Here is a 16745-nt window from a genome sequence, read left to right as displayed (position 1 = left end):
CATGGACCTGAAGAGTGGTTACCCGTGGTGGGCGGTGCGCAACGGCCTGATCCAAGCCTTTCCGCCGCTGGAACAGGATCTGCAGTGCGATGTGCTGGTGGTCGGTGGTGGCATCACCGGCGCGCTGATCGCCGATGAGCTGTCGGCCAATGGCCACGCCGTTGCGCTGGTCGAGCAGCGTGACATCGGCTGGGGCAGCACCGCAGCCAGTACCGCGTTGCTGCAGTACGAGATCGATACCCATCTGCTGGAGCTGGCCTCGCAGTATGGCCAGGACGCTGCGGCGCTGGCCTACCAGGCCTGTGCGGACGCGATCCCTGCATTGGGCGAGGTCGCGCGCGGCCTGAAGGACGTCGACTTCAAGCAGATGGACAGCCTGTACCTGGCCAGCCGCCGCCGTGACGTACCGCGGCTGATGGCCGAAGGCGAGGCGCGCCGTGGCATCGGCCTGGATGCGCGCTGGCTGGACCGGGATGCGCTGCAGGAACGTTTCAGCGTCGATGCCGGAGGCGCCCTGCTGACCCGCCAGGCCGCACGGGTTGATCCCTACTGCTTCACTTACGGGCTGCTGCGGCGGTTGCAGCGGCGCGGCGGCGCGGTGCATGACCGCACCGTTCTGCATGCCCTCACTCCCACTGCGCGCGGCGTAACCGCCCGCACCGAATCCGGCATGCAGATCCGCGCCCGCCACGTGGTGCTGGCGATGGGCTATGCCAACCAGCAGTGGCTGGACCCGCGCGTGGCCCGCAACCGCAGCAGCTACGCCTTCATCACCGACCCGATCAACGCCGACGAGCTGGGCTGGCTGCAGCGCACGATGGTCTGGGAGAGCGCGCGCCCCTACCTGTACCTGCGTGCCACTGGCGACCGCAGGTTGTTGGTTGGCGGGCTGGACGATGCCATCGATATTCCCGCCCGCCGCGATGGCCGGGTGGACAGCAAGGCCCGCAAACTGATGAAGCAGCTGCTGCAATGGTTCCCGCACCTGCAGCCGACTCCGGCGTTTTCATGGGCGGGCACCTTTGCCGAGACCGCTGACGGCCTGCCGTTCTTCGGGCCGCATGCGCAATGGGGGCCACGGGTACAGTTCGCCATGGCCTATGGTGGCAATGGCATCACCTATTCGATGATCGGCGCCGGGCTGCTGCGGGCACGGATCGAGCGGCGCCGGCACCCGCTCCAGGACCTGTTCGGGTTCGGGCGGTTGTAGCGTGAAGCCAGGCATGGCCTGGCTCTACCGCAAACGGGCGCCGACAGGCATCATTCAAGCAACGCCTGCTAGCGTCGGCCTGTACCGCCGCGTGCTGCGCGGCCCCTCTGCGCTGGAGTGCCGTCATGATCCGCCCCCTGACCCTGCTGCTGTGCTTGGCCGCCCTGCCCGGGACCGCGTTGGCGCAGTCCGCCGCCGGCGCCACCGCGCCGCAGGCGTCCGGCCTGGACCTGTCCGTGCCGCAGACGCCTATGCGCTATCTCAACGATCCGACGCTGCAACAGGATCCGCCCGGCACGTTCTACGGCGACAAGACCGGCCCGCGCGTGCATGGCGACGGCAGGATCGCCGACGTGCAGGACGACAAGGTCAAGGTCTCCGGCAGCTTCACCACCGGCATCGGCTATGCCAAGAATTACGGCAACACCCACTACAACGCCGCCACGCTGAATCTCAGCAAGAACTACACCAACGATGAAGGCAAGACCCGTGGGGTCAACGTCAACATCCACGTGAGCGAAGGCAAGGGCCCGGGCTTCTTCGGGCCGTACGGCGGTGGTGGGTATTACGGTGGTGGCCCGGGCTATTGGGATTACCCGCCGCCTTACGGCTGGTAAGCGCACGGTAGGGCCGGCCGCTGGCCGGGTACCTCCTGATCCCGGAAACACCGTGCAGCAGCCGGCCAGCGGCCGGCTCTACCAGGTAGGTGTCGACCTTGGTCGACACACCTTCCCGAAGCAGGCGTCAATCCAGCCAGCCATCGCGCTCGCTGTGCAGGATGCGGCCGTCATGACCGCTCAGGCGCACTTCCACCTTCTGGTTGCGGGCATTGCGCGCTTCCAGCGACCACGTCGCACCATCGCGTTCCAGCGAATGGATCTCGCGCAGGCCCTGCGACTGCGCCTTGGCCAGCACCTGCTCGGTGCTCAGCTGCGCACGCCCATCGTGCTCGTCGAAGATCTCGCCGGTCTTCGGGTCCACATACACCTCGCTGAAGCGACCGTCGGCACGGCTGACATCGGCTTCCCACAGGCCATCATCCCGCTCGATCTCATGGATCTGGGTGTAGCCGGCCTTGCGCAGGGTCTGTTCGACCTGGGCCATGCCCAGCGGTGCCGCCTGTACGGCGGGGGCCACGGCCAGGGCGACAACGGTAGCGAGGGTGAGCGACTTCAACATGGGGGTTCTCCTGTTCGGTGCCGGACCATCCCGGCAACGCCACGATGCACGGCGTGGTTAACAGCGGCCTAGCCGGCGCTGTTAGCCAACCGTTAGTCGGCCGCGGCACACTCGCGCCTGTCACTTGTTCCCATGCTTCCAGCCACTCACGTGCCGATCCTGCCCTCCCTGTCCCTGCTGCTGGCCCTGGCCAGCGCCCCGACCGCCGCCGGCCCTGCCCAAGACCCGGCGCAGCAGGTCGCGCGCCGCGCCGTGCAGCAAGGCCGCTACGTGCCGCTGGAAGGCGTGGTGCGCGATGCGCTCAAGCGCCACCCCGGCCAGCTGCTGGAAGTGGAACTGGACGATGGCGTGTACGAAGTGGAGATCCTGCGCGCCGACGGCGTGGTGGTGGAGCTGGACTATGATGCGCGCAACGGCAGGCTGTTGAAGACGGAGCTGGACGACTGATGCGCATCCTGTTGGCCGAAGACGATGCCGCATTGGCCGAGCGCCTGCAGCCGCTGCTGGAGCAGGCCGGTTACGTGGTCGAGGTGGTGGCCGATGGTCGCCAGGCCGAGGAGATCGGCCAGGTGGAAGACCTGCAGGCCGCCATCGTCGATCTGGGCCTGCCCGGGCTGGACGGCCTGAGCGTGATCGAACGCTGGCGCGGCAACGGCCGCGACTTTCCCGTGCTGGTGCTGACCGCACGCGGGCGCTGGCACGACAAGCTGGCCGGCTTCGACGCCGGCGCCGACGACTACCTGACCAAACCTTTCCAGGCCGACGAACTGGTGCTGCGCCTGCGCGCGCTGATCCGCCGCAGCCACGGCCATGCCAGTCCACGGTTGCAGTGCGGTCCACTGCAGCTGGACGTCAATGCCGGGCGCTTCGACCTGGATGGCCAGGCGTTGGCGCTGAGCCCGCAGGAATTCCGCCTGCTGAGCTACTTCATTCACCACAGCGGCCAGGTGATCGGCCGCGACCGCCTGGGCGAACATGTGTTCGATGGCGGTCATGACCCCGATTCGAATGCGCTGGACGTACTGCTGGGGCGGGTGCGCCGCAAGCTCGGCACCGACCTGATCCAGACCGTACGCGGCCAGGGCTGGCGGTTGGCCGCGCCGTGAGCCGGCAGCCGTCATTGCGACGCCGGCTGCTGTTGGCCGGTGGCATCGGCCTGCTGCTGGTCTCGGCACTGGCCAGTGCGCTGCTGGGCGAACTGTTCAAGCGCAGCGCGCGCGACCGCCTGGACAACGAACTGCAGCAGGACATGCTGACCCTGCTGGCGCAGGCCGAGATCGATGCCGATGGCCAGCTGCAGCTGCGCCAGGAACCCAACGATGCGCGCTTCCAGCGCGTGTTCTCCGGCGCGTACTGGCAGATCGCCGATGGCAGCGGCAAGGTGCTGCTGCAGTCACGTTCGTTGTGGGACGAAACGCTGCCAGTGGCCGCCACTGGCACGGCCGAACGCAATCTGCCGGGCCCGCTGCAGCAATCGCTGCGCGCGCGCGTGCAGCCGGTGCGCCTGCCCCGCGCCAACCAACCCTATGTCGCCGTGGTCGCCACCGACCGCAGTGCCTTGGATGCGGACGTCGCCGCGTTCCGCCAACGCAGCGCAATGGCGTTGGCCGTGCTGGTAGCGGCGTGGCTGGCGGTACTGGCCAGCCAGGTGCATTTCGGCCTGCGGCCCCTGCAGCGTCTCGGTGCGCAGCTGGAACGCGTGCGCCGCGGCGATGCAGAGCGCATCGATACGGCCGGATTGGGCGCTGAAATCGCACCGCTCGGCGAAGAGCTCAATACCCTGCTCGACCACCAGCAACGGATGGTGGGCCGCGCCCGCACCAGCGCACAGGATCTGGCGCATGCGCTGAAAACACCGCTGAGCGTGCTCGCCGCTGAAGCCGATGGCGAGGGCCGCGCGTGGCGCGCGACGCTGCGCGAACAGGGCGCACGCATGCAGGCCAGCGTCGATCGCTATCTTGCCGCCGGGCTGACCGCCGACCATCGCGAACGCACGCCGGTGGCCACGGTGGCACAGGCGCTGTGCGGGTTGATGGCGCGCGTGCATGGGGACCGTGCGCTGCAGTTCCAGGCCGAAGGCATTGCCGACGACCTGCAGTTCGCCGGTGCCAGCGCCGACCTGGAAGAGATGCTCGGCAACCTGCTCGACAACGCCGGCAAGTGGGCACAGCGGGAGGTGACGGTCACTGCGCGCGTGGACGATGAACAGTTGCGCATTGATGTGCGCGACGACGGTCCGGGGCTGGCAGCCGAGGCGCTGGCGCAGGTGACCCAGCGTGGCGTACGGCTGGATGAGCGCGAAAACAGCAGTGGCCTGGGCCTGGCCATCGTGGGTGATATCGCCGCCAGTTATGGTGGACGGCTGGCGCTGGAGAATGCACAACCGGGATTGCGCGCCACGTTGTGGTTGCCGATGGGGTAACGCGCCGCTGCGCTCGCCGGGCATGGCCCGGCGCTACCGGATCATGCGCCACCCGGCAGGTGTCGACCGTGGTCGACGCGCATCAAGAGCGCCGACCAAGGTCGGCATCTACCAAGCCTCAACGGTGATGCATCCACCAGCAGTCGATGGCATCGAGCACGATGTGGATCATCAAACCGATGCCTACCAGCCGCGTTTTCTTCGGCACGCATAGCCCGGCATACACGGCAATCGCCGGTGCGGTATGCAGCGGGTGGAAGCCGATGCTGCAGCGGTTCGGGGCGTAGATCGGATCGGCCAGCAGGTGGTCCAGATCGATGATCCAGCCCAGCAGCAGCAACAGCCACGCCGAGGCGAAGCGCTTGCGCCAGAACAGCCATGCCAGCAGGGCTGGCACGGCGGCATGCAGGAACAGATGGAAGATCGCGCGGGCGCTCATCAGCACCGGTAGCGCCGGGCCATGCCCGGCGTTCCCGTCACCCTCAGATCAACGGTTCATCGGACAGGTAGGTGTAACCGGTCAGGCCCGCTTCCAGCGCTTCGGACAGCTCCTGCGCGCGTTCCGGCGACAGGTCCGCCGATGCCACGCGCTCGGCGTAAGCCGCACGCAGGTCATCCAGCTTGTAGCCCACGTAGTCCAGCATCACGTCGGTGGTATCGCCGCGGCGCTGCTGGGTGATGGCATAGCCATCGGCATCGGCCAGCACTTCCACCGCGTCGGTATCGCCGAACAGGTTGTGGATGTCGCCGAGGATTTCCTGGTAGGCACCGACCATGAAGAAACCGATGCGGTAGCTCTCGCCGTGCTTGATCGCGTGCAGCGGCAGCGAGCTGTCCAGGCTTTCGTTCTCGACGTAGGTCTTGACCATGCCATCGGAATCGCAGGTCATGTCGGCGATGATCCCGCGGCGATCCGGCATCTCGTTCAAGCGCTCGATCGGCACGATCGGGAACACCTGGTCGATCGCCCACGCATCGGGAATCGATTCGAACACGCTGAAGTTGACGAAGTACTTGTCGACCAGGCGCTCGTTCAGTTCATCCAGCGCCGGGCGATGGCTCTTCTCGTCGTAGCTCAGGCGCGCACGCACGCCATGGGCGATGGCATAGAACAGATCGTCGATGCGCGCACGCTGCGGCAGGTCGATCTGGCCCAGCGCATAGCTGGACAGGCCTTCGGCGTGGAAGTGCTGTGCTTCCTGGAACAGCTCCACCGCCGGACGCACGTCCAGTTCTTCGTGGATCTCGCGCAGGTGGCGGATCGAGGCCGGCTCGTCGTCGTGCTGGTCCGGCACGCGGCCTTCCTGCGCCTGTTCCACTTCAGACACGTTGGCGATCAGCACCGCGTGGTGCGCGGTCATCGCGCGGCCGCACTCGGTGACGATGCGCGGCGGGGTCAGGCCATGTTCTTCGCAGGCATTGGCCAGCGGCTGAACGATGTTGCTGGCGTACGAATTGAGGCCGTAGTTGATCGAGCAGAAGCTGCGCGAACGGGTGCCTTCGTAGTCCACGCCCAGGCCACCGCCCACGTCGACGTGGGTGATCTTCGCACCCAGCTGTGACAGCTCGACGAAGTAACGGGTGGCTTCGCGCATGCCGTTGGCGATGTCGCGCACGTTGGAGATCTGCGAGCCCATGTGGAAGTGCAGCAGGCTCAGGCAGTCGGCGTATTCGGTATCGCGCAGCGACTTCCACAGGTCCAGCAGCTGGCGCGGCGACAGCCCGAACTTGGCCTTGTCGCCACCGCTGTTCTGCCACTTGCCGGCGCCCAGCGAGGCCAGGCGCATGCGCACGCCCAGGCCCGGCTTCACGTCCAGCGCCTTGGACTCTTCCAGCACCAGCTTCAGCTCGGACGGCTTCTCGATGACGATGAAGGTCTGCAGGCCCAGCTTGCGGCCGATCAGGGCCAGGCGGATGTACTCGCGGTCCTTGTAGCCGTTGCAGACGATCAGGCCACCCGGGCGCGACAGCGCCAGCACGGCCATCAGTTCCGGCTTGCTGCCCGCTTCCAGGCCGAAGCCTTCACCGTGGTGGCTGGCCAGAGTGCCGGCCACGCCGCGGTGCTGGTTCACCTTGATCGGGTACACGGCGGTGTAGCCGCCCGGGTAGTCCCAATCCTGCTGGGCCTGGGCGAACGCCGCCTGCAGCTTGCCCAGGCGCTGGCCGAGGATGTCCGGGAAGCGCACCAGCAGCGGCAGCTTGGCACCGGCCGCGCGCGCGGCATCGACCACCTTGGGCAGCGACACCACCGGGCCATCCGCCCCGGTCGGTCTCACCACCATGTGCCCGGCCTGATCCACGTCGAAATAGCCATCCGCCCAGTGCGGGATCGAGTAGGTCTTGCGGGCTTGGTCGAGGGACCAATCGGTCATTGCAGTCGGCCTTGTGGCAAATAAAAGGGGGGGCATGATAACGCCTATATGCCCACAGGTTCGTTATCATGCGCGCCCGCGCCCGTGGCAGGTCTGAACCTGAACGGGCCGATCCGTCCGGATGCGTGGCACCCCGCCTTCAGCCCGGCTCCATCCCCTCCGAACAGGAATGCTTTCCCATGACTGACAACAGCAACTGGTACATCGAACACTTCGAGCGCACCGGCTCGGCCATCGGCTACCGCATCACCGGCAAGCTGGACGAAGTGCAGTCGCCGTTCCAGAAGATCGAGATCTTCCAGACCACCGACTGGGGCAACCTGATGACCATCGATGGGGCCATCATGCTGACCAGCAAGGACAACTTCTTCTACCACGAGATGATCAGCCACCCGGTGCTGTTCACCCACGCCGCGCCCAAGCGCGTGGTGATCATCGGCGGCGGCGACTGCGGCACCCTGCGCGAAGTGCTCAAGCACAAGGGCGTGGAGAGCGTGACCCAGTGCGACATCGACGAGCAGGTGACCGTGATGGCGCGCAAGCACTTCCCGGAACTGTGCGATTCCAACGACGACCCGCGCGCCGAGCTGATGTTCGACGACGGCGTGGCCTACATGGCCAACTGCCCGGCCGGCAGCGTGGACGTGGTGATTGTCGATTCGACCGATCCGGTCGGCCCGGGCGAAGGCCTGTTCAACAAGGCGTTCTACGAGAGCTGCTTCAAGGCCCTGAAGGACGACGGCATCCTGGTGCAGCAGTCCGAGTCGCCGCTGATGCAGCTGGAGCTGATCAACGAAATGCGCACCGAGATGGGCAAGGCCGGCTTCGGCTCGTTCAAGACCCTGCCGTTCCCGCAGCCGTGCTACCCCACCGGCTGGTGGAGCGTGACCCTGGCGCGCAAGGGCGACAGCAGCTTCGACTTCCGCCAGGCCGATTCGGCCGCCAAGACCTTCGACACCCTGTACTACACCGCCGCGCTGCACACCGGCGTGCTGGTGACCCCGCCGTTCGTGAAGGCGGCGCTGAAGGGTTGATCGGAAAGCGTGCCAACCAAGGTTGGCACCTACCAAAGCAAAAACCCGCGCTGGCGACAGCGCGGGTTTTTTCGTTTTCCGGTAGCGCCGGGCCATGCCCGGCGGCGGTCCGCTTACAGCGCCCAGATACCGGCGATCACCGCCACCACCAGGCCCCACTTGATCACCTGATAGGCCACCACGCTGCGCTCGCGCAGCGCCTTGGCCTTCAGCCGCACCTTGTATACGCTGCCGAAGGCCTTGTTGACGCCACCGGTCGGGTCGCCCGGCAGGTTCGGCGAGGCGCCACCGGCCAGCAGCGTGGACGCCACCAGGCGGTTGAACAGGCCCGGCAGGCCGAAGCGCAGCGGGCGGGCGATATCGCAGAACAGGATCACCCGGTCATCGGGCGTCTCGTTGTGCGCATGGTGGATGTAGGTTTCGTCGAACATCATCCACTCACCGTCGCGCCAGCTCTTCTTGATGYCGTCCACTTCGATGTAGCAGGCATCGTTGTTGGGCGTGGCCAGGCCCAGGTGCAGGCGCAGCGAACCGGCGAACGGGTCGCGGTGCGGGCGCAGCTCGCTGCCCGACGGCAGCTGCGCGAACATCGCCGCGCGCACGTCCGGCAGCGATTCCAGCAGCGCGGTGGTCCTGGGGCACATCGCCTTGGCCGACGGGTGCGAGGGGCCGTACCACTTCAGGTAGAAGCGCTTCCAGCCGCGGCGGAAGAATGAATTGAAGCCGGCATCATTGAACGTGCTGGAGGCAGCGATCGCCTGCGCATCGCGCAGCGCCAGTGCCTCGTCGCGGATCATCTGCCAGTTCTGCCGCAGCGGCTCCAGCTGCGGGAATTCCTTGCCCGGGTCCAGGAACGGCGTGGTCGGCACCTTGGAGAACATGTACATGACCACGTTGATCGGGGCCATGAAGCTGGAGTGGTCCAGCAGCTGGCGCGACCAGCGCGCACGGACCTTGCCACGGAAGTGGATGTACAGCACGCAGGACACGAACAGCGCCGCAAGTACGATTTTGATGATCAAAGCACTTTCCTCCAGCACACGCCGGACAGGGAAACAGGGCGATGCGGCCGCAGGGCCGGCATCAGTGGGGGAACGCGGCAGGAGACGGGGACGTGCCGGGTGGGTGCGGCCGTCGATGTCGCGTGTAACAGCTTATGGTCGGCAGGCCGTGCGCCGGGGTCAAGCCAAGCGTGCGTGGGCCGCATCGCTGCGCCGCGAGCGCCGCCGGCCGCATTTGCAAGCTATTGAAATCAAATTGCTTTTCGAAAAGTGAGACAGAATTGTCCGAGAAAGCGCGACGAACTGTTCCAGCCACGACGCCGACATTTCTCCGACAAATCGTGGAATAGCGAACTTGCCGGTACTAAAATTGACTTAACGAAAGTTTAGCCAGTTCCCCCCGTCGTACCGGTTCGCTTGACGCTTCAGCGCCGCCCACCGGGTCGCCCGAGACCCCACATGATCCCTTCCATCACTCCCTCCCCGTCCTGCGGCGATGATGCCGTGGCGCCGCTGCTGCTCAAGCGCGGCGAGCGCTTCCTCGCCCCCGATGTCTACCGTACCTGCCTGGACGGCCGTCCGGCGGTGGTGAAGGACTACTCCCGCTACCGTGGCACCCCGGTGTCGCCGATCGCCCGGCTGATGGTGCGCCGCGAGGCGCGCATGCTGGAGCGGCTGGGCGGCTGGAAGCACGCCCCGGCCCTGCTCGGCACCCTCGGTGGCCTGGCGCTGGGCATGGAATTCATCCCCGGCCAGACGTTGAGCACCGCGCAGGCCGTGGGCAATGAAGTATTCGAGCAGCTGCAGCACGCGCTGAGCCGCCTGCATGCCGCCGGCATCACCCACAACGACCTGCATGGCACCAACGTGGTGGTCAGCGCCGGCGTACCGGTGCTGCTTGATTTCACCTCGGCCTGGCGCGTACCGCGCTGGCTGCGCCGCAACCCGCTGAGCCGGCAGCTGAGCCGCAGCGACATGAAGAACCTGCTGAAGATGCGCCAGCGCGTGACCGGGCAGGCGCCGAGCCCTGCGCAGGCGGCGCTGGTGGCCGACCCCGGTTGGGTGGCGGCCGTGCGCCAAGGCTGGAAGCGGTTCTACAAGTGGGCCAAGCGCCGGTAGCCACCGCCCCGCTTCACCGGTAGGGGTCGAGCTTGCTCGACCGCTTCACCCGCTTCACCGGTAGAGGTCGAGCTTGCTCGACCGCTCTTCGTTCCGGCGACGCAAAACCCCGCCGGTCACATCCCTTCAGCGGCTTACAACGCGTCCGCGTCCAGCTCACCGGTACGAATACGCACCACGCTGCCCAGGTCGTACACGAACACCTTGCCGTCGCCGATCTTGCCGGTGCCCGCCGCTTTCACGATGGCTTCCACCACCACCTCCACCTGATCGTCGGTCACCGCCACTTCCAGCTTCACCTTCGGCAGGAAGTCGACCACGTACTCGGCGCCGCGGTACAGCTCGGTATGGCCCTTCTGGCGACCGAAGCCCTTCACTTCCGTCACCGTGATCCCGGTAACCCCGCGCTCGGCCAGCGCTTCGCGCACGTCGTCGAGCTTGAACGGCTTGATCACCGCCATGACCATCTTCATCGTCTATCTCCTGTATTCCGGCGTGGAGGATAGCGCCTGAACGCGGCCGGTGCGAAACCCGCAGCGCCTGTCCGGCGGGCCGGGGCCAGCAGTATCCTTAGCGCCGAACCGCCGTGGCCGCGCCGGATGCGCAGGCCCACTACCCCACGGAGCACCCCATGATCGACCTGAACCAAATCGATGACCTGGCCCGTCGCCTCAGCGACCTGGTGCCGCCGGGCCTGCGCGAATCGCGCGAGGAACTGCAGGCCACCTTCAAGAGCGCGCTGCAGGCAGGGCTGGCCAAGCTGGACCTGGTGACCCGCGAAGAGTTTGAAGTGCAGCGCGCGGTGCTGCTGAAGACCCGCGAGAAGCTGGATGCTCTGGAAACGGCGGTGCGCGAGCTGGAAGGCCGCGGCAAGGCAGAATAAAAAAAAGGAGGCGCACCGCGCCTCCCACTTACAGATTATTTCCCTGATGGGGCCTTGCCGCAAGGCCCGCCCGGCATCCTAGACTCGCCGGCCTGTCGATCCGGCAGGACAGTCAGGGGCAGTGCCGATGGCACAGGACACCGAATGGACACCCGTTTCGCATGACAACTGCGACCAGGTTGCCGGGCCGTTCTATCACGGCACCCGCGCTGACCTCGCGGTGGGCGAACTGCTGAGCGCGGGCTTCCGCTCCAACTATCGCGACAGTGTGGTGATGAACCACATCTACTTCACCACGATTGCCAAGGGCGCCGGTTTGGCTGCGGAGATGGCCCGGGGTGAGGGGCGGCCGCGTGTGTATGTGGTGGAGCCGACCGGGCCGTTCGAGGACGATCCTAATGTGACCAACAAGAAGTTTCCCGGGAATCCGACGCGGTCGTATCGGAGTGCGGAGCCATTGCGGGTTGTTGGAAAGATTACGGAGTGGGAGACCTACGATGCGGAGTTCGTTCGGCAGTTGAAGGAGTTTGTCGCGTCGGGGAGTGGGGAGATCATCAACTGATGAATAGAAGTGTCCGTGCTTTGGCCGGCGGACGATCAACGCGGCAAGCTTTCGAACGATGTCCGCTTTCGGCCAGAAGCGGACGTTGGCCCGCTAACTGCCGGACCGCGGCTTAGCCGCCCCATCAGGCTCCCGAAGCCCGGCTCGGATTTCCTTCGCGACCCGCTTGGCCGATTCTGGCCAACCAAGCTCCATCGCTCCCACGCAGCCCCAGCAGTCTCCGCCGCAGTCGGCAGAGAGCAGATCGGCAGCGACGCCAAGCTTTCGACCGCAGATGTTGCACCGGGTGCTGACCATCGACACGTTCCTCATCATTAAAGCGCGCTGCCAGGGAGGCTCACATCCGCTTCCGGCCAGGAGCGGACATCAATCGCGAGAGCAAGAGCCCTCCATATCGCGGAACACCGACGCGAGACTATGAGCTCCGTCAGGCCCTGCTGGATACGCGATGCGCGATTCACAAGCTCAAGCCTCACCTCGCTCCTGCAAGATGATTGCCGGCTGGCGATCTCGGTCTCTGGAGCTGCTCCATGCTGGAACTCGGTATCTGCTCCAGCGATGAGTCATTCCTGCCTTTCCGCCTGAATATGGATGGACGAAACACCGGAAACCGAGGAGTGACTGGACCAAGCGTCCAGCTCCTCTGCAATTGAGCCGCTCAAGAGCCATCCGCGGCCGATGGACTGAGCCGAAGTCAGGGCAAGAACCACAAATTCAGGCCACGATTGAGCGGCATGACTCGAGCAGGTACTCACCATGAAGCCGCCCTTGTGATATGGCTCTGCGTGGAGATTGCCGACTGCAAGACCAGCTTGCTGAAAGATCCGCGCCGCGACCTTGAGAGCCGCCTGCTGCGATGTGCAATTGGTGAACAAGCGCCAGTACAAATCCATGAGTCCACAATCTAATTGAAGGCCCTCTGGCCACGGTTGCGTCACTTATAGCAGAAGGGACCCGCGGCCATCCCCCACTCTCGCTACCCGAGGCGCCAGCATCGAAGAACAGCTTGGGAGCGCTGCAACCTCGATAGACGAGGGATCGCGTGACTCAGTGGCAGAGACGACCTGATCAAAACCCAGCTCGTGCTTCCAGCAGCGCCAAAGATCCTTGCGCCATCCTCGTCGAGATCTTGAGTCGAGATCTTGAATCGCCCACCCTGTCCTATTCAGTGTTGGCTCGCGTGGAACGGAACATCTCCGCAACTTCGCTGGCATAAGCAATGGCACCCGGAACCCGGGTCTTTTTCAAGTAGCTCTTCATTCCAGCCACCCTCCGTCCGCCTCCGAATAGACGGCCAATTTCTGCGCTATGTAGCTGAAGGCCTGAACTCGCTCGGCACTGATCAACTGAAGAAGTGCATCTGCCTTGATATTGGCGTGCCCCATCCACCCTTCCTGTACACGGACAATGGCCGGCTCGATCGGTGCCTCATGCTTGAAGGGCTGCTTCTTCAGGTACGCGTCCAAGGCGAATAGATAGTCGAGGTAGACGGCAGAAGCCAGTAGGTCCGTCAGAGTCATGCGTGCAATCACAGCTTGGGAATTCCACCTATAGCAAACGTGGATAGCATGGGTGAAGCCGTGACTTGCACATCGCCAGGAAGTGAAGCCCGCAACACGTGCTCTATTGCCAGTGCCATGAAGAACCGCTCGTCGAATGCTGTCGCATTTGCCGCACCCTGCGTCTTTGGCGGAAGGTTCTGACGACTCCGTTCCAGAAGTGCCAGTCTTCCCGTAACACAACGCTCTCGCCACTTTACACGCTATGCGACAATGCCAAATACGTCTCGGGCTTTGGCGGCTTTGGCCCCAACCCCTTGGCATTCCAAACAACATCAGGCAACTCTGGTAGAGCCACCGACAACGGGTGGCCGGGCGTCGAAAACCCGAGCTATTAGGAAGTTGTTTACGCTTGTCAGCCGGCACCACCACGCGTGGTGCCGGCTGGCAATCCGTCTGCCGGCTATGGCGGGCGGTGCGTGGGGGCCTTGCGCCCGCCGGTTGTCCTAATAGCCCGGTTTTCGAGCCACGCATCGTCCGCCACCTTTATCGGTGGCGGCTTCTGCCTGCTTGCACGGAGCCTGCCATGACCACGCCGCACTCCCCTCCCCCGCGCCCCATCCAGGAAGCGCCCTCGCCTGCACCTGCTCTGGACCCCAACAGCCTCATCGCCATCCTGCGAAGCATCGGCGCAGGCGCCGCAGCCGACGGCCAGCCGTGGCCCGAACGCCATCACCTGCGCAGTCGGCAGATGCAGTTGTCCGACGCCGACTGCGCGCTGACGGGCCAGCGCATCGTGCAGGAGATCCTGCTGGCGGCCGAGCGCACGCGCCAGAACGGCGAGCCCGACCAGTACGTGGGCGACCGGGTGATGGAAGGGCTGGTGATGGCCGACATCGCACTCACGGCCTTCATCCACGAACGCGTGCGGCCACAGGACTGAGGGCGCGCTTGTGGGCGTGACGTTCTGTTTTTGTGCGGGGTGATGAATGAAGAAGCGTGGGCTTGCCGCGGCGGCGGTGTGCATCGTGGTGATCGGCGCGGTATGGGCGGGGTGGCCGGAGCCAGCGGGCGATCAGGTGTGGGCCTACCAGAAGCTGCGGCCGGCCGATTACCGGCTGCTGCACAGTGATGCACTCGGCTTCGTGACCGCCAAAGCAGATGAGGGTTTTGAACTGCACACGCGCTATGCCGGGGTGACGTCCTTCGAGATCCGGTGCAAGGGCGTTCTGGTGCTGGACGTGGAGAATGCGCCCTCACGCGTGCTGATCCGGGTGCCCGCCGATGCACTTACGCGGGCACCGGATATCGAGCGCCTGCGCCTCAGTTTCGAGCGATGGTTGGACTACCACCAGAGCCAGGGCGCGTTACTGGTGGAGAGTGCAGGAACATCGTGGATCGAAGCGCTGTTTGGGCGCTTCAGTGGGGCGGTCCCTGATGGGCAGCGGTGTCCAACTAGAGCTTGAACTCCAAATCGCCCTGCTACTCAAAATCGGGGGGACGTCGGCCTGACTACGTTGAGGGAGTCCAAGTTCGGACGAAGAGGGTTGCCGTTCGTTATCGAACTTGAGCGCCCGGACATCGGTCTCAGAACTTTACTCTGCTGTAAACAAGGTCCAGTTCTTCATCATGCATGACCCAGCGACCAGCATTGCCCTCCGGACACAGGTAGAACTTTCCGGCGTGATTTGACGCGCGCGACCAAGCGCTTCGGGCGAACTGGGGAAACCGCCGCATGACTCGCGCGTCCGGCATCTCCGGCCTGCTTGCCAGCGTGCAGTCTTCAGGCAAGGTAAGAATCCCGCTGGTTAAACGAAAGACCAACCACGACTCATTGGTGTCCATGTCGTGCGTCTCTTGTATGTTGACAGCATCCTCAGGCAACCACCCGGGCAACCACTTCGATTCACCGATTGCGTGTCTCGAAGCGGCTTGGTTTCGGTCTGCATATTGAGTGCTTGCAACTTCCGAGCAGCCAGAAAGTGCGAGTGCCAGCGTGACCATCAGGAAGAGCTTGCGAGTGTTCATTGGAGGCGTGCAAGTCATCAGCATGGGAAATTTCCACCGGGACGATAGCTCCCGCAAATCTGCGAGCAACTCCCAGCAGGGCTTATTCGTCCAGATGATCGTCCAAGGCGAACTGTGTACACACCGGTCTCTGTCCTAGTCACGCCAAGCTGGGCGTCCTGCAGCCCCATTGGCTCAACGAGCGAGATCCGAAGAAATGTCCTTGCTCGTGGGGAAAAAGGCAAGTCGGGAGCGCATTCATAGCCAACAGAGGGCACGCTGCGCGGTGGGGAGGAATCCCCCTAGCCGCTTCTCCAGCAATCCCCGATGGCTACCCGCAGATCGCCCGCCTCACCATCAAGCGCCCCCTCCGCAGGAATCCACACATGAGCCTGGCGCTGGTCCACAGCCGTGCCCGCGCCGGGGTCGATGCCCCGCTGGTGCGGATCGAGGTGCATCTCTCCGGAGGCCTGCCCGTTACCCAGATTGTCGGTCTGGCCGAGACCAGCGTGCGCGAGTCGCGCGAGCGCGTGCGTGCCGCGATGCTCTGCGCTAGGTTCGACTTTCCGCAGCGGCGCATCACCTTGAACCTCGCGCCCGCCGACCTGCCCAAGGAGGGCGGTCGCTACGATCTGGCCATCGCGCTGGGCATCCTCGCGGCCAGTGGCCAGATCGATCCGCAGTCGTTGCTGCAGTACGAATTCCTCGGCGAACTTGGCTTGACCGGAGAGCTGCGCGCGGTGTCCGGTGCGCTGCCGGCCGCCATCGCCGCCGCCGAAGCGGGGCGCATCCTGATCGTGCCACCCGGCAACGCGGCGGAGGCGGCGCTGGCCCAGCACGCCGATGTGCGGGTGGCGCGCACCCTGCTGGAATGCTGTGCCGGGCTGGGCAATCCGCGCCTGTTGCCGCAGGTGGAACGGGTGGACACCACACCGCTGCCGCTGCCGGATCTGGCCGATGTGCGCGGGCAGGCGCTCGCGCGCCGCGCGTTGGAGGTTGCCGCGGCCGGTGGTCACCATCTGTTGCTGATCGGCAGCCCCGGCTGCGGCAAGACCCTGCTGGCCTCGCGCCTGCCCGGCCTGCTGCCGGATTCCGAAGAGATCGATGCCCTGCAGTTGGCGGCCATTACCTCGGTCAGCGGCGAAGGGCTGGACCCGAAGCGTTGGCGACAGCGGCCGTTCCGGGCGCCGCACCACAGTGCGAGCGCTGCGGCTTTGGTGGGGGGCGGTAATCCGCCCTGCCCCGGCGAAATCTCGCTGGCGCACCACGGCGTGCTGTTCCTGGATGAACTGCCGGAGTGGAACTGCAGTGCGCTGGAAACCCTGCGCGAGCCACTGGAGTCCGGCCACATCCGCATCTCCCGCGCGTCGCGCAGCGTGGTCTACCCGGCACGCTTCCAACTGATCTCAATGGTACCGGCCGCGCATATCATTCAACACTTTTTCTTCTTAAGAATC

The 16745-nt window shown here is 65.2% G+C and carries 19 protein-coding genes and 1 pseudogene; 12 read left to right on the top strand and 8 right to left on the bottom strand.

The window, feature by feature from the left end:
• Position 1 precedes the first annotated feature (1 nt).
• On the top strand, positions 2 to 1210 hold the full coding sequence (locus AC1DCU_RS06905) for an NAD(P)/FAD-dependent oxidoreductase (protein ID WP_312964959.1): 1209 nt from the start codon (positions 2 to 4) through the stop codon (positions 1208 to 1210).
• Between the two features lie 125 nt (positions 1211 to 1335).
• Positions 1336 to 1827, top strand: coding sequence for a hypothetical protein (locus tag AC1DCU_RS06900; protein ID WP_025874569.1), 492 nt, complete (start codon positions 1336 to 1338; stop codon positions 1825 to 1827).
• Between the two features lie 127 nt (positions 1828 to 1954).
• Here the strand turns inward: AC1DCU_RS06900 and AC1DCU_RS06895 are convergent, their stop codons facing one another.
• The gene (locus tag AC1DCU_RS06895; protein WP_025874568.1) at positions 1955 to 2389 is read right to left on the bottom strand and encodes a PepSY domain-containing protein; all 435 of its coding nucleotides are present in this window, start codon (positions 2387 to 2389) and stop codon (positions 1955 to 1957) included.
• 156 nt (positions 2390 to 2545) lie between these two features.
• On the opposite strand from AC1DCU_RS06895, the gene AC1DCU_RS06890 reads away from it, so the two are divergent.
• The 3 genes from AC1DCU_RS06890 to AC1DCU_RS06880 are packed head-to-tail and all read left to right on the top strand — an operon-like array spanning position 2546 to position 4811.
• Positions 2546 to 2836 (top strand): PepSY domain-containing protein, encoded by a 291-nt coding sequence (locus AC1DCU_RS06890; protein ID WP_025874567.1) that lies wholly within the window; start codon positions 2546 to 2548, stop codon positions 2834 to 2836.
• Positions 2836 to 3495, top strand: coding sequence for a response regulator transcription factor (locus AC1DCU_RS06885; RefSeq protein ID WP_025874566.1), 660 nt, complete (start codon positions 2836 to 2838; stop codon positions 3493 to 3495). Before AC1DCU_RS06890 ends, AC1DCU_RS06885 begins: the two co-directional genes overlap by 1 nt.
• Complete coding sequence (locus AC1DCU_RS06880) at positions 3492 to 4811, top strand: ATP-binding protein (RefSeq protein WP_442251423.1); 1320 nt, start codon at positions 3492 to 3494, stop codon at positions 4809 to 4811. Before AC1DCU_RS06885 ends, AC1DCU_RS06880 begins: the two co-directional genes overlap by 4 nt.
• A gap of 118 nt (positions 4812 to 4929) precedes the next feature.
• On the opposite strand, the gene AC1DCU_RS06875 is transcribed toward AC1DCU_RS06880, so the two are convergent.
• Both AC1DCU_RS06875 and speA read right to left on the bottom strand, forming a co-directional pair.
• The gene (locus AC1DCU_RS06875) at positions 4930 to 5250 is read right to left on the bottom strand and encodes a DUF6122 family protein (protein WP_033832425.1); all 321 of its coding nucleotides are present in this window, start codon (positions 5248 to 5250) and stop codon (positions 4930 to 4932) included.
• A gap of 43 nt (positions 5251 to 5293) precedes the next feature.
• Positions 5294 to 7183 (bottom strand): arginine decarboxylase, encoded by a 1890-nt coding sequence (gene speA / locus AC1DCU_RS06870; protein ID WP_080149658.1) that lies wholly within the window; start codon positions 7181 to 7183, stop codon positions 5294 to 5296.
• Between the two features lie 179 nt (positions 7184 to 7362).
• Here speA and speE point away from each other — a divergent pair, with 179 nt between their 5' ends.
• Entirely contained in the window at positions 7363 to 8217 is an 855-nt protein-coding gene (gene speE / locus AC1DCU_RS06865) for a polyamine aminopropyltransferase (RefSeq protein ID WP_032977218.1), read from the top strand.
• 113 nt (positions 8218 to 8330) lie between these two features.
• Here speE and AC1DCU_RS06860 read toward each other — a convergent pair whose 3' ends face one another.
• Positions 8331 to 9236, bottom strand: coding sequence for an aspartyl/asparaginyl beta-hydroxylase domain-containing protein (locus tag AC1DCU_RS06860; RefSeq protein ID WP_478014151.1), 906 nt, complete (start codon positions 9234 to 9236; stop codon positions 8331 to 8333).
• Between the two features lie 441 nt (positions 9237 to 9677).
• Between AC1DCU_RS06860 and AC1DCU_RS06855 the strand changes: the two genes are divergently transcribed.
• Complete coding sequence (locus AC1DCU_RS06855) at positions 9678 to 10337, top strand: RIO1 family regulatory kinase/ATPase domain-containing protein (RefSeq protein ID WP_051585083.1); 660 nt, start codon at positions 9678 to 9680, stop codon at positions 10335 to 10337.
• Between the two features lie 134 nt (positions 10338 to 10471).
• On the opposite strand, the gene AC1DCU_RS06850 is transcribed toward AC1DCU_RS06855, so the two are convergent.
• On the bottom strand, positions 10472 to 10810 hold the full coding sequence (locus AC1DCU_RS06850) for a P-II family nitrogen regulator (protein ID WP_032977217.1): 339 nt from the start codon (positions 10808 to 10810) through the stop codon (positions 10472 to 10474).
• Between the two features lie 158 nt (positions 10811 to 10968).
• On the opposite strand from AC1DCU_RS06850, the gene ubiK reads away from it, so the two are divergent.
• Together ubiK and arr are read left to right on the top strand one after the other, a co-directional pair.
• A complete protein-coding gene (gene ubiK, locus AC1DCU_RS06845) occupies positions 10969 to 11220 on the top strand; it encodes a ubiquinone biosynthesis accessory factor UbiK (protein WP_025874558.1) in 252 nt (83 codons plus the stop codon).
• A gap of 127 nt (positions 11221 to 11347) precedes the next feature.
• Positions 11348 to 11782 carry an NAD(+)--rifampin ADP-ribosyltransferase gene (arr, locus tag AC1DCU_RS06840; RefSeq protein ID WP_282279487.1) on the top strand — a complete coding sequence of 145 codons (435 nt, stop codon included), beginning with the start codon at positions 11348 to 11350 and terminating at the stop codon, positions 11780 to 11782.
• A 563-nt stretch (positions 11783 to 12345) separates the two neighbouring features.
• On the opposite strand, the gene AC1DCU_RS06835 is transcribed toward arr, so the two are convergent.
• Both AC1DCU_RS06835 and AC1DCU_RS06830 read right to left on the bottom strand, forming a co-directional pair.
• A complete protein-coding gene (locus tag AC1DCU_RS06835) occupies positions 12346 to 12675 on the bottom strand; it encodes a hypothetical protein (RefSeq protein ID WP_127564128.1) in 330 nt (109 codons plus the stop codon).
• A 363-nt stretch (positions 12676 to 13038) separates the two neighbouring features.
• Complete coding sequence (locus AC1DCU_RS06830) at positions 13039 to 13302, bottom strand: hypothetical protein (RefSeq protein ID WP_282279488.1); 264 nt, start codon at positions 13300 to 13302, stop codon at positions 13039 to 13041.
• Between the two features lie 565 nt (positions 13303 to 13867).
• On the opposite strand from AC1DCU_RS06830, the gene AC1DCU_RS06825 reads away from it, so the two are divergent.
• Entirely contained in the window at positions 13868 to 14224 is a 357-nt protein-coding gene (locus AC1DCU_RS06825; RefSeq protein ID WP_033832433.1) for a hypothetical protein, read from the top strand.
• Positions 14225 to 14270: 46 nt separating this feature from the next.
• On the top strand, positions 14271 to 14747 hold the full coding sequence (locus AC1DCU_RS06820) for a cold-shock protein (protein ID WP_442251425.1): 477 nt from the start codon (positions 14271 to 14273) through the stop codon (positions 14745 to 14747).
• 121 nt (positions 14748 to 14868) lie between these two features.
• Here the strand turns inward: AC1DCU_RS06820 and AC1DCU_RS06815 are convergent, their stop codons facing one another.
• Positions 14869 to 15309, bottom strand: coding sequence for a YbbD-related protein (locus tag AC1DCU_RS06815; protein WP_442251426.1), 441 nt, complete (start codon positions 15307 to 15309; stop codon positions 14869 to 14871).
• A 365-nt stretch (positions 15310 to 15674) separates the two neighbouring features.
• Here AC1DCU_RS06815 and AC1DCU_RS06810 point away from each other — a divergent pair.
• Positions 15675 to 16697, top strand: a pseudogene (locus tag AC1DCU_RS06810) (YifB family Mg chelatase-like AAA ATPase); the annotation flags it as partial.
• Positions 16698 to 16745: the final 48 nt, after the last annotated feature.

The organism is Stenotrophomonas sp. 10L48 (assembly GCF_056395105.1).
The sequence above is the reverse complement of the archived record's forward strand: the minus strand, read 5'-3'. Positions and strand labels throughout refer to the sequence as shown.

What these genes read in the sequence shown, in the direction of transcription:
- AC1DCU_RS06905 (WP_312964959.1), top strand. Translation starts at nt 2, where the DNA reads ATGGACCTGAAGAGTGGTTACCCGTGGTGGGCGGTGCGCAACGGCCTG.
- AC1DCU_RS06900 (WP_025874569.1), top strand. Translation starts at nt 1,336, where the DNA reads ATGATCCGCCCCCTGACCCTGCTGCTGTGCTTGGCCGCCCTGCCCGGG.
- AC1DCU_RS06895 (WP_025874568.1), bottom strand. Translation starts at nt 2,389, where the DNA reads ATGTTGAAGTCGCTCACCCTCGCTACCGTTGTCGCCCTGGCCGTGGCC.
- AC1DCU_RS06885 (WP_025874566.1), top strand. Translation starts at nt 2,836, where the DNA reads ATGCGCATCCTGTTGGCCGAAGACGATGCCGCATTGGCCGAGCGCCTG.
- AC1DCU_RS06875 (WP_033832425.1), bottom strand. Translation starts at nt 5,250, where the DNA reads ATGAGCGCCCGCGCGATCTTCCATCTGTTCCTGCATGCCGCCGTGCCA.
- speA (WP_080149658.1), bottom strand. Translation starts at nt 7,183, where the DNA reads ATGACCGATTGGTCCCTCGACCAAGCCCGCAAGACCTACTCGATCCCG.
- speE (WP_032977218.1), top strand. Translation starts at nt 7,363, where the DNA reads ATGACTGACAACAGCAACTGGTACATCGAACACTTCGAGCGCACCGGC.
- AC1DCU_RS06855 (WP_051585083.1), top strand. Translation starts at nt 9,678, where the DNA reads ATGATCCCTTCCATCACTCCCTCCCCGTCCTGCGGCGATGATGCCGTG.
- AC1DCU_RS06850 (WP_032977217.1), bottom strand. Translation starts at nt 10,810, where the DNA reads ATGAAGATGGTCATGGCGGTGATCAAGCCGTTCAAGCTCGACGACGTG.
- ubiK (WP_025874558.1), top strand. Translation starts at nt 10,969, where the DNA reads ATGATCGACCTGAACCAAATCGATGACCTGGCCCGTCGCCTCAGCGAC.
- arr (WP_282279487.1), top strand. Translation starts at nt 11,348, where the DNA reads ATGGCACAGGACACCGAATGGACACCCGTTTCGCATGACAACTGCGAC.
- AC1DCU_RS06835 (WP_127564128.1), bottom strand. Translation starts at nt 12,675, where the DNA reads ATGGATTTGTACTGGCGCTTGTTCACCAATTGCACATCGCAGCAGGCG.
- AC1DCU_RS06830 (WP_282279488.1), bottom strand. Translation starts at nt 13,302, where the DNA reads ATGACTCTGACGGACCTACTGGCTTCTGCCGTCTACCTCGACTATCTA.
- AC1DCU_RS06825 (WP_033832433.1), top strand. Translation starts at nt 13,868, where the DNA reads ATGACCACGCCGCACTCCCCTCCCCCGCGCCCCATCCAGGAAGCGCCC.
- AC1DCU_RS06820 (WP_442251425.1), top strand. Translation starts at nt 14,271, where the DNA reads ATGAAGAAGCGTGGGCTTGCCGCGGCGGCGGTGTGCATCGTGGTGATC.
- AC1DCU_RS06815 (WP_442251426.1), bottom strand. Translation starts at nt 15,309, where the DNA reads ATGAACACTCGCAAGCTCTTCCTGATGGTCACGCTGGCACTCGCACTT.